At 44.0% G+C, this 15,615-nt stretch carries 14 protein-coding genes; all 14 read right to left on the reverse strand.

Features of this window, described 5'->3' with window-relative positions; translation table 11 throughout:
- Window positions 1-8 precede the first annotated feature (8 nt).
- The 14 genes from rpsP to sdaAB all read right to left on the reverse strand — a co-directional run bounded on the left by rpsP (window position 9) and on the right by sdaAB (window position 15,295).
- On the reverse strand, window positions 9-281 hold the full coding sequence (gene rpsP, locus A6755_RS19035) for a 30S ribosomal protein S16 (RefSeq protein WP_048684918.1): 273 nt from the start codon (window positions 279-281) through the stop codon (window positions 9-11).
- 152 nt (window positions 282-433) lie between these two features.
- Window positions 434-1,774, reverse strand: coding sequence for a signal recognition particle protein (gene ffh, locus A6755_RS19040; protein ID WP_034313716.1), 1,341 nt, complete (start codon window positions 1,772-1,774; stop codon window positions 434-436).
- Window positions 1,775-1,785: 11 nt separating this feature from the next.
- Window positions 1,786-2,118 carry a putative DNA-binding protein gene (locus A6755_RS19045; RefSeq protein WP_034313718.1) on the reverse strand — a complete coding sequence of 111 codons (333 nt, stop codon included), beginning with the start codon at window positions 2,116-2,118 and terminating at the stop codon, window positions 1,786-1,788.
- A gap of 216 nt (window positions 2,119-2,334) precedes the next feature.
- Window positions 2,335-3,357 (reverse strand): signal recognition particle-docking protein FtsY, encoded by a 1,023-nt coding sequence (gene ftsY / locus A6755_RS19050; protein ID WP_063591668.1) that lies wholly within the window; start codon window positions 3,355-3,357, stop codon window positions 2,335-2,337.
- A gap of 27 nt (window positions 3,358-3,384) precedes the next feature.
- Window positions 3,385-6,948, reverse strand: coding sequence for a chromosome segregation protein SMC (gene smc / locus A6755_RS19055; RefSeq protein ID WP_063591669.1), 3,564 nt, complete (start codon window positions 6,946-6,948; stop codon window positions 3,385-3,387).
- Window positions 6,949-6,968: 20 nt separating this feature from the next.
- The gene (gene rnc / locus A6755_RS19060) at window positions 6,969-7,712 is read right to left on the reverse strand and encodes a ribonuclease III (RefSeq protein WP_034313726.1); all 744 of its coding nucleotides are present in this window, start codon (window positions 7,710-7,712) and stop codon (window positions 6,969-6,971) included.
- 260 nt (window positions 7,713-7,972) lie between these two features.
- Window positions 7,973-8,206: an acyl carrier protein gene (locus tag A6755_RS19065; RefSeq protein ID WP_034313729.1), complete on the reverse strand. Its 234-nt coding sequence runs from the start codon at window positions 8,204-8,206 to the stop codon at window positions 7,973-7,975.
- 57 nt (window positions 8,207-8,263) lie between these two features.
- Window positions 8,264-9,007, reverse strand: coding sequence for a 3-oxoacyl-[acyl-carrier-protein] reductase (gene fabG, locus A6755_RS19070; protein ID WP_034313733.1), 744 nt, complete (start codon window positions 9,005-9,007; stop codon window positions 8,264-8,266).
- Window positions 9,004-9,951 carry an ACP S-malonyltransferase gene (gene fabD / locus A6755_RS19075; RefSeq protein WP_063591670.1) on the reverse strand — a complete coding sequence of 316 codons (948 nt, stop codon included), beginning with the start codon at window positions 9,949-9,951 and terminating at the stop codon, window positions 9,004-9,006. The genes fabG and fabD overlap by 4 nt, the downstream gene beginning before the upstream one ends.
- Before the next feature lie 27 nt (window positions 9,952-9,978).
- The gene (gene plsX / locus A6755_RS19080) at window positions 9,979-10,965 is read right to left on the reverse strand and encodes a phosphate acyltransferase PlsX (protein WP_034313740.1); all 987 of its coding nucleotides are present in this window, start codon (window positions 10,963-10,965) and stop codon (window positions 9,979-9,981) included.
- Window positions 10,966-10,987: 22 nt separating this feature from the next.
- Complete coding sequence (fapR, locus tag A6755_RS19085) at window positions 10,988-11,545, reverse strand: transcription factor FapR (RefSeq protein WP_034313744.1); 558 nt, start codon at window positions 11,543-11,545, stop codon at window positions 10,988-10,990.
- Window positions 11,546-11,663: 118 nt separating this feature from the next.
- Entirely contained in the window at window positions 11,664-13,715 is a 2,052-nt protein-coding gene (gene recG, locus A6755_RS19090) for an ATP-dependent DNA helicase RecG (protein ID WP_063591671.1), read from the reverse strand.
- On the reverse strand, window positions 13,712-14,596 hold the full coding sequence (gene sdaAA / locus A6755_RS19095; protein ID WP_054396923.1) for an L-serine ammonia-lyase, iron-sulfur-dependent, subunit alpha: 885 nt from the start codon (window positions 14,594-14,596) through the stop codon (window positions 13,712-13,714). Before sdaAA ends, recG begins: the two co-directional genes overlap by 4 nt.
- A 36-nt stretch (window positions 14,597-14,632) precedes the next feature.
- A complete protein-coding gene (gene sdaAB / locus A6755_RS19100; RefSeq protein ID WP_063591672.1) occupies window positions 14,633-15,295 on the reverse strand; it encodes an L-serine ammonia-lyase, iron-sulfur-dependent subunit beta in 663 nt (220 codons plus the stop codon).
- Between the last annotated feature and the right edge of the window lie 320 nt (window positions 15,296-15,615).

A 15,615-nucleotide genomic window follows, 5' to 3' on the forward strand; every position in this document is an offset into this window, starting at 1 on the left:
ACCGTCGATTACTTGCTGTTTTTTGCAACATGGAATTTTTCCATGATGCCTTGTGTAGAGAATAAGTTACGAACTGTATCAGATGGTTTAGCTCCATCTTGTAACCATTTAAGAGCAAGCTCTTCGTTGATTTCAACTTTAGCTGGTTGAGCAACCGGGTTATAAGTTCCTACCACTTCAATGTAACGTCCGTCACGTGGTGAACGAGAATCTGCAACTACAATACGATAGAAAGGAGATTTTTTAGCTCCCATACGTTTTAAGCGAATTTTTACTGCCATTTTAAATAAGCACCTCCGAATAGTTTCACACAAGATAGTATAATATCAAATGTCTTGCATGTTTGTAAAGGTTTTTTTCTTAACAGGTAAAAAAAGTGTTGAAATACATGGCTTCAACCCGTATTTGCCTCAGTTTAAACCTGAAATAAACCTTACATGAACGGGAATTTGAATCCCTTTTTCTTTCCTTTTTGCATGTTCGTGACCTGTTTCATCATCTTTTTCATTTCTTCGAATTGCTTCAGTAGACGGTTCACTTCTTGAATCGATCTGCCGCTTCCTTTTGCAATCCGTTTCTTGCGGGATGCATTCATGGTTTCCGGATGTTCCTTTTCATGCGTTGTCATTGAACGGATGATAGCTTCAACATGACCGATCTGTTTCTCATCGATCTGAAGGTTGTCCATCCCTTTCATTTTATTCGCACCGGGAATCATTTTCAGAATATCATCAAGCGGTCCCATATTCCGCACCTGACCAAGCTGATCAAGGAAATCATCAAAGGTAAAAGTGGCGGTACGCATCTTTTTCTCTAATTCTTTCGCTTTTTCTTCATCTACATTGGCCTGTGCTTTTTCGATAAGGGTCAATACATCACCCATGCCGAGGATCCTTGACGCCATCCGTTCTGGATGGAACGCTTCAAGTGCATCCAATTTTTCACCCATACCGACGAATTTGATCGGCGTGTCGGTGACTGAACGAATTGAAAGTGCCGCACCACCACGTGTATCCCCATCAAGTTTCGTTAAAACGACTCCTGTCAGGCCTAGCTGTTCATTGAAGCTTTGGGCTACATTGACCGCATCCTGACCTGTCATTGCATCGACAACCAGGAAGATTTCATCAGGTTTTGTCAACTCTTTGATATCCTTCAGTTCGCCCATCAAGTTTTCATCCACATGAAGACGGCCTGCGGTATCAATCAACACATAGTCATGATGTTCTTCCTTAGCTTTTTCAATTGCCTGTTTGGCAATTTCAACAGGGCTGACCTGGTCCCCAAGGGAGAAAACAGGCATGCTTAATTGTTTGCCAAGTGTTTCGAGCTGCTTAATCGCCGCCGGACGGTAAATATCAGCCGCAACGAGCAATGGCTTGCGGTTGTATTTTTTTCTAAGAAGATTGGCAAGCTTTCCGGTGGTCGTCGTTTTACCAGCACCCTGAAGACCTACCATCATAATGACAGTCGGTGGTTTCGAGGCAACGGCAATCTTGCTCTGTTCGCCGCCCATCAGCTCAGTCAATTCTTCCTTAACTACTTTAATTACCTGTTGACCGGGGGTTAAGCTTTTCAGCACTTCCTGACCTACCGAACGTTCACTGACACGTTTTACAAAATCCTTCACGACTTTAAAGTTAACATCCGCTTCAAGCAGGGCCAATCGAACTTCACGCATCATTTCTTTAACGTCCGCTTCGTTGACCTTCCCTTTTCCACGGATCTTTTGCATCGTGCTCTGCAGTCGGTCGGCCAATCCTTCAAATGCCATATTGCCGCCTCCTAATCCAACTTCTCAAGCGTTGTGATTGCGTCTAGCAGCTTCTCTTTTGAAAAGGATTCCTTTTCTATGAGTCCCTTCATATTCGCAATCCACTGGTTACGCTCTTGAAATTTTTGAAATAACAATAGCTTTGCTTCATATTCCTCAAGCATCGCTTCTGTTCTTTTTATATTATCATAGACTGCCTGCCTACTGACTTCGTATTCATCGGCAATCTCGCCAAGAGAGTAATCATCCAGATAGTAGAGGGACATGTAGCTCTGCTGCTTCTCTGTTAACAACGATTGGTAAAAGTCATACAAATAATTAATCCGCGTTGTCTTTTCAAGCATCTTAGCAAGCCTCCCTGCTGTTAAGTGAAAACCCTTTACAAGTTTATATTGTAAAGCCTTGTTTATTTGATGTCAAGTTAAACTCCTTACCACGTGTTTGCAAAGCATTATTTTTTTCATTTTCCGCTTCTTTTTTGGCATTTCTTCAATAGGTCCTCCAATTATCATGGTAAAAAAACCAGAAGAGAATGGACTCTTCCGGCTTACAATTTTCCCTTAAACCTCTTCTTTATCGATGATATCAGCAAAAAGGCCATAAACATATTTCTCGGCATCGAATTCCTGTAGATCATCCATTTTTTCACCTAGCCCGACAAATTTAACGGGAATGGCCAATTCATTGCGAATCGCCAAAACAATTCCACCTTTTGCGGTGCCATCAAGCTTTGTTAAAACAATACCGGAAACATTTGTCGCTTCCTTGAATGTCTTGGCCTGGATAAGGGCATTTTGTCCAGTTGTAGCATCAAGGGCAAGCAGCACCTCGTGTGGTGCACCTGGTACTTCACGTTCAATTACACGTTTCACCTTTTCCAATTCCTTCATTAAATTCACTTTATTCTGCAAGCGACCGGCAGTGTCACAGATAAGGATATCCGCTTTTCGTGCCTTGGCGGCCTGAATGGCATCGAACATGACAGCTGCTGGGTCAGAGCCTTCACCCTGTTTGATTACACTGACACCGACACGCTCACCCCAAACCTCAAGCTGTTCAATCGCACCGGCACGGAAGGTATCCCCTGCAGCCAATACGACAGATTTTCCTTCTGTTTTGAATTTGTGGGCAAGTTTACCAATGGTGGTCGTTTTACCTACCCCATTAACCCCTACAAACAAAATGACAGTCAAACCTTCTTCTTGCATATTCAGGCTTGAAGTCGCTTCATCATCACCTTGGTAGATTTCAACAAGCTTTTCGGAAATAACGGACTGCACTTCCCTCGTATCAGAGATATTGCGAAGCTTGACTTCCATTTTTAATTGATCAATCAGTTCCATCACAGTATCAAAGCCTACATCAGCCTGTATCAGGATTTCTTCAAGTTCTTCAAAGAAGTCCTCATCCACTTTCCGATAACGGGCAACAAGTTCATTAACCCTTCCAGTAAAGGAATTCCTCGTCTTTGTCAAACCTTGTTTGAATTTTTCCCCAATGGATACTTCTGCTTCAACTGATTTTTCTTTTTCTTTTTCTTCCTGAGTCGTAAATTTCTCTTTTAACTTTTTGAAAAAACTCATTGTCCCACTTCCTCTAATTCATGAATTTTAAACTTCCATAAAGTTTTCTGATTCTTCCATCCGGACGGAAACAAGTTTGGAGACACCTGATTCCTGCATCGTAATGCCATATAGGACATCTGCCTCTTCCATCGTGCCTTTGCGGTGAGTAATCACGATGAACTGCGTTTCCCTGCTGAACTTTCTTAAAAATTGGCTGAACCGGACGACATTCGCCTCATCTAGCGCTGCCTCGACTTCGTCAAGGATACAGAAAGGAACAGGACGCACCTTTAGAATGGAGAATAAAAGGGCTATGGCTGTCAATGCTCGTTCTCCGCCGGATAAGAGGCTCAAATTTTGCAGTTTTTTTCCGGGAGGCTGTGCAATGATATCCACACCTGTATTTAGCAAATCATCAGGATTCGTCAGTTTCAGCTCCGCCCTGCCTCCACCAAATAAAGCTTTGAAGACTTGTTCGAATTCTTTACGGATCGAATAGAAAGTATCCGCAAAGCGGCGTTTCATTTCATCATCCATTTCATCGATGACTTGGAATAATGTATCTTTCGCCTGTTGAAGGTCTTCCTTTTGACTAAGAAGGAATTCATAGCGTTCAGCTACACGTGCGTATTCATCAATTGCACCTAAATTCACCGTCCCCAGTTCCTCGATAGCAAGCTTGATGAGCTTCACCCTTTTTTGAGCTTCGTCGGCAGGCATCATCAATGGATACTGTTCTTTAGCACCTTCAAAGGAAAGGGTATATTCTTCTCGCAAGTGGTCGAGGCGATTTTCCAGTTCGACATCCAGACGAGTTAATTTCACTTCTTCATCCTTTATCACTTCGACAATGCCTCTATAAAGTCGATTTTCTTCTTTCAAGGACAGTTCGAGCGTTTCAACTTCCATTAGAAGCTCGTTTTTTTCCTGTTTTTTTATGGTGATTCCTTCAATTGCTCCATTTTTATCGAGCAATTTCTGCTGAGCCATATCTTCCAGGGACTCTTCCCCGCTTGAACTGTCTGTCATTTCATTGGTCAGGAGCCCTAAATCATCTTTGTTTTCAGCAAGCCTGCTTGATTCCTTAGAAAGATCCGATTCAATGCGTTCCATCTTCTCTTTTTGGTTTTGCAGCTGGCCACGCTTGGAAGCCAGCATTACCCTCAGTTCATTCGTTTCTTCAGCAAGGCTCTCTTTTGAAGATTGTTGTGATTGCTTTTGTTCGGTCATTTCGGAAATCAGTCGGTCCAGACCTTCAATTTCCGATTTACATGATTCCAAAAGTTCTTCAAGCTCTTCAAGTCTTGCCGTTTTTTGCTGTTGTTCTTCTAAATATGAATTTTTATCCAAATCATAAAGGTGCAGCCGTTCATTCACATTTCTTTCCTGAAGCTCCACTTCACGGAGTTCCCCTTTAAGGGTTTGTTCTTGTAACCGAAGTCTCTCTCCAGTTTTTCTGGTTTGTTCAAGCGTTTGCTCTTGAACACCCACATCCACTTTGAGCTGTTTGACTTGCTTTTCAAGCTGATTCGTTTTGACTTCCATGGCAGCAAGTTTTTGTTGGAGCTCCTCTAATTCCGTTTTCCTTGAAAGCAGGGAGGTCGTTTTTTGCTTTAAGGCTCCACCAGTCATTGAACCACCTGGATTGACGATATCCCCTTCAAGTGTTACGAAGCGGAAACGGTGCTGCATCATTTTCGCCAGGTCATTTGCCCCTTTTAAATCTGTGGTGATAATCACTGTTCCTAATAGGTTTTCAGCAATCGCTGCATGCCTATCATCATATTGGATCAATGAGGAACCAGTCCCTACAAAAGCTGAATGGCTCTTTAGCATCGATAATTGGTTAGCTGATATCTCTCTTGCCTTTATGACTGATAAAGGCAAGAAAGTCGCACGCCCGTACCTATTTTTCTTCAAGAAGGAAATGGCTTCACGTGCATGCTCTTCGCGTTCCACGACAACATGCTGCATCGCTCCGCCCAAAGCCGTTTCAATGGCCGTTTCATACTCCTTTGGAACCTTTATCAATTCCGCAACTGCCCCTTCAATGCCTCGAAGGGTTTCTTTCGCTTTCAAAACCTCTTTTACACCCTGAAAGAAGCCAGCATAATCATCTTCCATTTCTTCAAGCAGTTCCTTACGCGATTTAGCCTGTTGAAGGAATTGATAGGCCTTATAAAGGGTGGTTTCTTGTTTTTGATACGTATCTTTTGCCGCATTCAATTTATTCTGCTGATTTCGGAAATAAGTGACATGCTCTTCAAGCTGCTTGGTCATATTGTCCATCAGCTGTGAATATTCCATTTTTTTAGCAGTGATATCCATTCTTTCAGTTAAGAACTTTTCATTTTCCATATCAAGTTTTGCATTTTTATGTTCCTGCTGCGCAAGCTGCTGAAGCAGGTATTGTTTTTCGTTTTTGGCCGAGGCCTGCTTGTTCAACCACTCGATATAGTCACTTTTTTTCGCTTCAATCACCGCTTCGATATCACTATTGAATAGGCCTAGGCTTTTTTGTTTTTCATGTAAGGTTTCAGAAATCCCTTTCACTTCCAAGTTCAATGCATGCAGGATTTCCGTTTCCCTTTCCTTTTGCAAAGACAAACGCTCGACAGCAGCCTCACCTTCCACAATCGCTTTTTCCAGCTGTGACTTGTTTTGGGCGGCATTTTTTTTCCGTTCTTTCAAAACTTCTTTACGGCCTTCAAGCTTTTCAAGTTCTTCGCTGGCATTCAGGAGAATCTCCTGAAGGCCATTGATCGATGTCTCAAGCGTCGCAAGACTATCCCTTAGCTTTTTGAGATGCGCTTCCCTGTCCTGAAGCTGTCCTGCCATTTGCTGTTCCATTTCATTATGTTTTTCAAGTTCCTGTGATAGTTTTTCCCATTTTTCATAAAGCTCTTCAATTTCATAAACGGTTAAAGCCACTTCTATTTGCTCAAGTTCGTCTTTCTTCGCCAAAAATTCCTTGGCGAGGGAAGACTGAATTTTTAACGGCTCCACCTGCCCCTCCAATTCATGGAGGATATCATGGACACGGTTTAAATTATCCTGTGTTTCCGTCAGCTTCGATTCCGCTTTTCGTTTTCTCGTTTTATACTTCAGGACACCGGCCGCTTCTTCAAAAATCACTCGTCTTTCTTCAGCCTTACTGCTAAGGATTTCTTCCACTTTACCTTGGCTGATGATGGAAAACGCTTCTCTCCCAAGACCGGAATCCATGAAAAGGTCTATGATGTCTTTCAGACGGCACCCTTGATTATTAATGAAAAATTCACTTTCTCCCGATCGATATACACGTCTTGTCACACTGACTTCATGAAAGTCGATCGGCAGGGAATTGGTCTCGTTATCAAGGGTCAATGATACTTCCGCAAAATTCAACGCTTTCCTCGTGTCACTTCCCGAAAAGATGATATCTTCCATTTTTGCTCCACGCAGTGATTTCGCAGACTGCTCTCCAAGGACCCACCGGACTGCGTCGGTCACATTACTTTTACCGCTTCCGTTTGGTCCAACCACTGCCGTGACACCAGGTACAAAATCTATCGAAATTTTCTCTGCGAAAGATTTAAATCCTACAACGTCCAAACGTTTGAGGAACATGACCTTTCCCCCTCTACTGTTCAACTATCTTGTTGATTTTTTTCTTTTAAAACGATCAATGCATGCTCGGCTGCATGCTGCTCCGCTTCTTTTTTGGACTTTCCTATTCCAGAGCCAAGTTCTTCCCCATTCAGTGAGACCGTCGAAACAAACTCCCGATTATGGGCCGGTCCTTTTTCCTGCAAGATCTTATATTGCAGGACACCGATGGCATCGCGCTGGATCAGCTCCTGAAGCTGGCTCTTATAATCCATCACATGAGAAAAAGCACCCTCGTCTATCTTTGGAAACACGACATTCGTCAAAAACTGCACAACTGGCTCTAATCCTTGATCAAGGTACAAAGCACCAATATAGGCTTCGAATACATCCGCAAGCATGGCAGGGCGTTCCCTTCCACCTGTCATTTCTTCCCCTTTTCCGAGTAATACATATTCCCCGTAAGAAAGGCTATTGGCAAAAGCAACAAGTGAAGGCTCACACACAATCGCTGCCCTTAGTTTGGTAAGTTCACCTTCGCTCATCATCGGATATTTTTGATATAAGTATTTAGAGATGGTCAGTTCAAGTACAGCGTCCCCCAAGAATTCAAGCCTTTCATTATCTTCATAAGGCTTACGGCGATGCTCATTCACATAAGATGAATGTGTAAAAGCTTGTTTCAATAAATTTTCATCTTTAAAATGAAAACCCAGATTTTCTTGCAACTGTTTGAATTTATTTTCCTTGATTGATGGTTTACGATTATTTCCGTTCCTACGCATCACACAAAACCCTCCACGGTTCAAAAAGCATATTTTTCCAATATATAAAAAGAAACCTGGCAGGAATTCCTGTCAAGCTTTCCTATGTAACATCATACATGATTATCCGCTTAAAGAAAACTAAAGGCAAAAGACACTGCATGCAGTCGGAGCATACCCGTGAACATGATCATTCCGTTATCTGCCGCTGAATCAAACTTCTTTAAGCAATAAGAGAAAGCCCCGTTAAAAAACGGAGCTTTTAGTCAAATGACAATTCATTACATAGTGCTTTGTATGTAATTCACAGCATCACCTACTGTGGCGATTTTTTCAGCGTCATCGTCCGAAATTTCCATATCAAACTCGTCTTCGAATTCCATGACTAGTTCAACTACATCAAGGGAATCGGCACCAAGATCTTCTTTGAAAGAAGCTTCAAGTTTTACCTCTGATTCTTCTACGTTCAAACGATCTACAACGATTTTAGTTACTCTTTCTAATACATCTGCCAATGTGTTCACCTCCCCTCAAGACATTATAAATTAATTTCGAAAAAAATCAAAGAAAACTTACATGACCATGCCGCCATCTACATGAAGAGTTTGCCCAGTCATATATTTGCTTGCATCGGAAGCAAGGAAAGACGCCACTGCAGCAATATCTTTAGGGTCACCGAAACGTGCAAGCGGAATTTGGTCCAGCATGGCTTTTTGGACATCCTCAGGCAATTCCCCAGTCATATCCGTTGAGATGAAACCTGGGGCAATCGCATTGACTGTAATGCCTCTTGATGCAAGTTCCTTTGCCGTCGTCTTAGTCAAACCGATGACACCTGCTTTAGCCGCTACATAATTAGCCTGCCCTGCATTTCCGCTTACGCCGACGATCGATGCCATATTGATGATTCTGCCGCTGCGCTGCTTCATCATTTGCCTTGTAACAGCTTTGGTGCATAGGAACACGCCTTTAAGATTCGTATTGATAACAGAATCCCATTCATCTTCTTTCATGCGCATCAATAGGTTATCACGTGTGATGCCGGCATTATTAACCAGGATATCCACTCTTTCAAATTGTTCGACGACTTCTTTGATCATGCTTGTCACCGATTCACTATTTGCAACATCGCATTGGATGGCGAATGCTTTTCGGCCCAATGCCTTGATTTCATCAACCACTTCATTCGCTTTAGCTTCACTGCCGGAATAGTTAATGGCAACGTCTGCCCCCTGCCGGGCAAGTTCCAATGCAACTTCCCTGCCAATACCTCGTGATGCTCCCGTTACAAGCGCTTTTTTACCTTCGAGGATCATGCTTGTACCCCCTTCAATGTTTCAATTGTTTTAGTTAGAGTGTCTATATCGGATACCGAATGAATTTGAACGGAACGATCAATTTTCTTTATCAATCCGCCCAACACTTTCCCTGGGCCAACCTCGATGAACGTATCCACGCCCAATTCAAGTAGATTTTTCACACTGTCCTCCCAAAGGACCGGTGAATACAGCTGTTCGATTAATTTTTCTTTTATTTCGGCAGGTGCTGTAATGGGCTTAGCCGTTACGTTTGAAATGACAGGAATTTCTGCCTGTTTGAAGCTTACTTCATCAAGGACACCCTGTAACTTTTCTGCTGCCGGTTTCATTAATTCAGAATGGAACGGTCCACTCACTTCAAGAGGAAGAGCCCGTTTAGCCCCATTTTCCTTGGCTTTTGCACTTGCAAGTTTAACCCCTTCGGAGGTGCCTGAAATGACGATTTGCCCTGGACAATTAATATTGGCCAATTGAACGGATTCACCTGTGGCCGTAATTTCAGAAGTGACTACAGATAGAGCTTCACGGTCCATTCCCAAAATCGCAGCCATTGAGCCTTGACCATTCGGTACCGCAGCTTCCATGAATTCACCGCGTTTACGCACTGTATATACGGCATCTTCGAAAGAAATTGCACCAGATGCCACTAATGCCGTATATTCACCTAAACTGTGCCCGGCAGTATAATCGGGTTTGATTCCCGCTTCTTCCAACTCCTTGACAAAAGCATAACTCGTAGTCAATAAGGCTGGCTGTGCATTATAAGTCACCGTTAATTCTTGTTGTGTGCCATTAAAGATCAATTCCGTAAGCGGAAAATCAAGTTTTTCATCTGCTGATCGAAAAATTTGCTGAGCACACTCTTTTTCCTGAAATAAGCCATGCCCCATTCCTATTGATTGTGATCCTTGTCCTGGAAAGACAAAAGCAATTTTACCCATCTGTTACTCCCCTGCCTCTATGATTTATTATTGTTTTTCTATTGTCTCCGCAATTGTCGATATGACGTCATTTCCAACCATATCGCGAGTCTGGCGTATAGCATTATAGACCGCATTCGCATCTGAAGAACCATGCGCCTTAATGACAGGGGCCTTCAAACCGAAGAGGCCAGCACCGCCATACTCCGAGTAATCCATTTTATTTTTTATGACTTTTAGTTCTGGCTTTACCATTGCTGCAGCCAACTTACTTTTGAGGTTGCTCATCAAGGCGGCTTTCACCATTTTGAATACGCCCATAGCAGTGCCTTCAAGCGTCTTTAACACCATATTTCCCGTGAAGCCGTCCGTCACGACAACGTCCGCCGGCCCGTTTAGGAGGTCCCTTGCCTCTACGTTACCTATAAAGGATATCTCCGATGATTGCTGCAGTAATGTAAAGGCATGCTTAGTCAGTTCATTCCCTTTTTTTTCTTCTGTTCCGATATTAAGTAATCCGACACGGGGCTTTTCGATTCCCCGCACTTTTTGAGCATAAACAGACCCCATTATGGCGAATTGAAGGAGATGCTCCGGTTTCGCATCGGAGTTCGCGCCTACATCCAGTAATACAAAACCCTTGCCATCGATTGTCGGAAGGGTGGGAGCCAATGCCGGACGTTCAATGCCTTCTATCCTTCCGACCACAAACAAACCTGCAGCCATCAGCGCCCCCGTATTGCCTGAAGAAATGCATGCGTCCGCTTCTCCGTCAGCCACTTGCTGTGCAGCCAATACCATCGAAGCGCTTTTCTTGCGGCGAACCGCACGAACAGGTTCATCGGTACTTAATATTTTTTCATCAGTATGTATAACCCTTATTCGGCCATGCTTCGCTAAGTATTGGTTAATCTCGGATTCATTGCCTATCAAGGTAATTTCCACATCGGAAAAAGCCTCGACAGCTTTCATCGCTCCCAAAACCTGTGCCTTGGGAGCATTATCGCCACCCATTGCATCTATCGTTATCTTCATTTTTTTCATCCTTTCTAGCAAGTTAAGAGCGATACATTTCGAACTCGCCTTTAAAAACCAGTTCATTACCTACGTAGCTTCTAACCTCCACCACGGAACGATCGTTGGTGTGGTCCACGTTTTTAACCCTCGCTTTAGCTACCACTCTTTCATTTTCCTTTACAGAACGAGTGAATAAAATGGATGCTTTCGCAGTTAATGCCAATTCATCATTTATGACTGCCACAGCCAATGAGTTTGCTTGGGCAAAAAGGTGATGTCCCCTTGCGATTCCATTCCGCTTAAAGACATGCTCTTTATTTATATCCAAAATCGAAATTGCATTATCATCTAAATTAAGATCAATTACTTCCCCGATGATTTCATCCAAAGGCAATGCCCTGATTTCGTCACTGAATTTTTTCTCGGCCACGCTTTTAATCCGTTCACGCAGTTCCGGTATCGATAATTCAAGACGGTCAAGCCTAATGGTCTGGACGCTCACCGAATATTTTTCAGCCAGCTCCTCATCCGTTACAAAAGGATTCTGTTTAATCGTTTCGATTAATAATTGCTGGCGTTCCTTCTTATTTCTTCGCATTTGAAGGTCACCATCCGTAGTATTATGACTAGGTACTAATAGTAGTATATATATTTTAAAAACAGATTGCAAGATATTGCGTAAAATCTCACAACCTGCTATTGGATTTTTATTCAGTTCAGTCCAGCTTTTCTCCCGTAAATACTCCCGTTCCCTCTAAATAATCCCGCAAAGGTGCATACTCCGGGGAATGCCAAAAGCTTTGGGAGGCAATCAATTTTGCTGCATCCATCCTTGCCACTTCAAGGGTCCTGTAATCATGGACCATGTCGGCTACCTTGAATTCGGGAAGGCCGCTTTGTTTTTTACCGAAGAAGTCCCCGGGTCCACGGAGTTCCAAATCCTTTTCGGAAAGGGCAAAACCATCGTTTGTCTCAGTCATGATTTTCATCCGCTCTTTGCCGACTTCCGTTTTCGGATCAGCCAGCAGGATGCAAAAGGACTGATCGCTCCCCCGCCCAACCCTTCCGCGCAGCTGGTGCAACTGTGAAAGTCCAAAGCGCTCCGCATCATAAATGACCATTACCGTTGCATTTGGAACATTCACCCCAACCTCGACGACCGTCGTGGAAACAAGGATCTGCGCTTCATTGGCACTGAACTGCTGCATCACTTCTTCCTTTTCATCCGCAGGCAGCCGTCCATGCATAAGACCCACTTTGTACCTGTTCGCAAAGAATTGTGTCAGCATTGCATGAACATCAAGAACATTCTGTAAAGAATCGAGTTTCTCCGACTCCTCAATCAATGGACAGATGACGTAAGCCTGTCTCCCTTTCTTTAGTTCCTTTTCGACAAAGGATAAGATCCGATCAAGCATTTGGTGTTTCGCCCAATAGGTCTCTATCGCTTTACGCCCGGCAGGCATTTCATCGATCGTCGAGACGTCCATTTCCCCAAACACTGTAATTGCGAGAGTTCGCGGAATTGGTGTAGCCGTCATGAAAAGCACATCTGGATTGGTACCTTTTTCACGAAGGATGCGGCGCTGCTCCACTCCGAAACGATGTTGTTCATCCGTTATGACAAGACCTAAGTTCCGGAAATTCACTTCATCTTGAATCAATGCATGAGTTCCTATCAAAAGATCCAGCTCCCCGGATTCCAGCATTTGCAATAGTTCCTTGCGCTTTTTGCCTTTTACCGAACTTGTCAACAATGCGACCTTTACTCCACTCGGTTCCAACATGGCTTTCAGCGATTGTGTATGCTGCTCAGCCAAGATTTCCGTCGGGACCATAAGTGCACCTTGGAAACCTGCTGTAATCGTCGCCTTCAGGCATATGGCGGCAACCACCGTTTTCCCAGACCCGACATCCCCTTGAAGCAGACGGTTCATCCTGAAGGGAGACTTCATGTCATTCATTATTTCCTCGACGACCCTATTCTGAGCGTTCGTCAAAGGAAAAGGGAGGGTTTCAACAAAGGCTTCCAGCCGCTCCATGTCAAACTCCTGGCCTATTCCTTTTGACTGCTCCCGCTGCACTTTACGAAGTGCCTGCATTTTAAGTTGAAACAATAAAAATTCTTCATACACAAAACGGCGTCGGGCCTTCTTCACCTCATTGGCCGATTGAGGGAAATGCATGGTACGAAGAGCATCATTACGCGGCATCAGTTTGTATGCCGCCAATAATTGCGGGGGCAGATTTTCTTCTATCTTTGTCCCATATTCAGAAAATGCATTGGAGATGAAGCGGCGGAGCCCTTTGACGGTAATGCTGCCCTTCACTGAGTACACCGGTTCGAACTCTTTCTCCCGGCTCCGATCACCAACATGGCATTCCGAGCCTGTAATGGTTTGACGATGACGATCCCACTTTCCCGTTACCGTTACGGTTTCGCCTATCGCAAGCTTCGGCTTCAGATAAGGTTGGTTAAAAAAAATGACATTTATTAAATATCTCCCAGTCAAAACTTTAATCGTGAGCCTGGATTTTTTCTTTCCGAAGTACCCTAACGTGGGTACCGTATGAACTTTGCCTTCTACAGTAACCCGTTCATCATGCTCGACCGTTTCTAAATCCCTCAACCGGTAATCTTCATAGCGATATGGGAGGTGCTCAAGGAGATCCGCGACGGTATGGATCTCCATTTCCCCCAAAGCTGCTGCCGTTTCGGCCCCAATGCCTTTTACTGCGGTAATAGGTTCGCGTAAAGTCGAGTTCACTTCTTATTTAGCGGTAAGCCAAAGATTTTCGCTTCCAACTCCCGCCCAGTCGGTGTAGCCGCTAAACCTCCTTGTGCAGTTTCCCTAAGAGCAGATGGCATCGTTTGCCCGATTTTATACATCGCATCAATTACTTCATCACACGGTATGCGGCTTGTGATGCCCGCTAAAGCCATATCTGCTGCAACCATGGCATTGGCTGCACCCATGGCATTACGCTTCACACAAGGCACCTCCACAAGCCCGGCAACAGGATCACACACAAGACCAAGCATGTTCTTTAATGTGATTGCCATCGCTTCTGCACTTTGTGCCGGTGTCCCTCCTGCCATTTCAACGATGGCTGCCGCTGCCATACCCGAAGCAGAACCGACCTCCGCCTGACAGCCCCCTGCGGCTCCAGAGATCGAAGCGTTATTCGCTACTACAAAACCAAACGCCCCTGCTGTAAATAGGAACTCAATTTTCTGTTCCCGACTCGGTTTTAATTTATTTTGCAAAGCGAAAAGGGTACCAGGCACAACACCAGCAGATCCGGCGGTCGGTGTCGCACAAATCGTTCCCATGGCTGCGTTCACTTCGTTTGTTGCCACAGCTTTGCTTACCGCATCCAACAGCAGTTCACCGGATAAGGAGTTTCCGGATTTAATGTAATTCTGAAGAAGGACTGCATCCCCTCCCGTCAGGCCGGAAACGGACCGTACACCTTGAAGTCCTTTTTCAACTGCCTGTTCCATTACATCCAGGTTGACTCCCATCTGGCGGATGATTTCTTCACGGCTTTTTCCCGTTACTTCCATTTCCTGCTCTATCATCAGCGTTGAAATTTTTTTCTGCTTTGATTCAGCTAATTCTACTAATTCCGCTACATTTCGAAACATGTTTCTTCTCCTTCCTAAGTGGAAACGATTGCTCTATCAATCCACAATCCTTGCTACTTGAGTGATATTGGGGAGTGCTGTAATTTCAGCTATGACGTGATCCTCCAGGTTTTGGTCCACTTCAATCGTCATCAAGGCCATCTGCCCTTTCTCTTTTCGGGAGACTTCCATTTGGCCAATATTGATTTGATGCTTGGCTAATATGTTTGAAACATTGGCAATGGCACCAAATCGATCATCATGAACGACGAGTATGGCAGGGTTGTGCCCGGACAGCCTCAATTTAAATCCGTTCAATTCGACGATTTCGATCTTTCCCCCGCCTATCGATATTCCGACAAGTTCCAGTTCACCATCATCATCACCAACTGTTATTTTTGCTGTATTGGGATGTTCCGGTACTGCCTCTTCTTCTCGAAATGTAATTTTCATTTTCTTTTTGCGTGCTATTTCCAGCGATTCTTTGATTCTCTTATCAAATGTATCAAAATCAAGCAAGCCACCTACAATGGCTACATCCGTTCCATGGCCTTTATAGGTTTTGGCAAACGATCCGTAAAAAGAAATATGGGCCCATTTTGGTTCCCGGTCGAATAAATTCCTGGCAACCCTACCGATCCTTGCAGCTCCTGCTGTATGGGAGCTGGAGGGGCCGATCATAACAGGACCAATTATATCGAATACACTTCTAAATTTCATGATTAGCTCCTCCTTCTATTCACTTGGAGTCAGTTTAATAATAAAGCCTGATATATTGTAATTACAATTATGCTGTCCGTAATCCTTCTTTTCATAAAAATAAAGGCTCTTTTCGTAAAGATTGTTGTTTTTAAACGAAACTATTTAAGGTTGATTGGAGCGAAAGTGCGAGACTCCTGCGGGGAGCAGCGGGACAGGTGAGACCCCACAGTCGTTTACGCCGAGGAGGCTCACCGCCCGCCCCGCGGAAAGCGAGCATCTGAAGGGGAAATCAACCACCCCTCACTACCTGGTAAATAGCAACAAAGTATGTGAAAACA

This window comes from Peribacillus frigoritolerans (genome assembly GCF_001636405.1).
GTDB lineage: Bacteria > Bacillota > Bacilli > Bacillales > DSM-1321 > Peribacillus > Peribacillus frigoritolerans.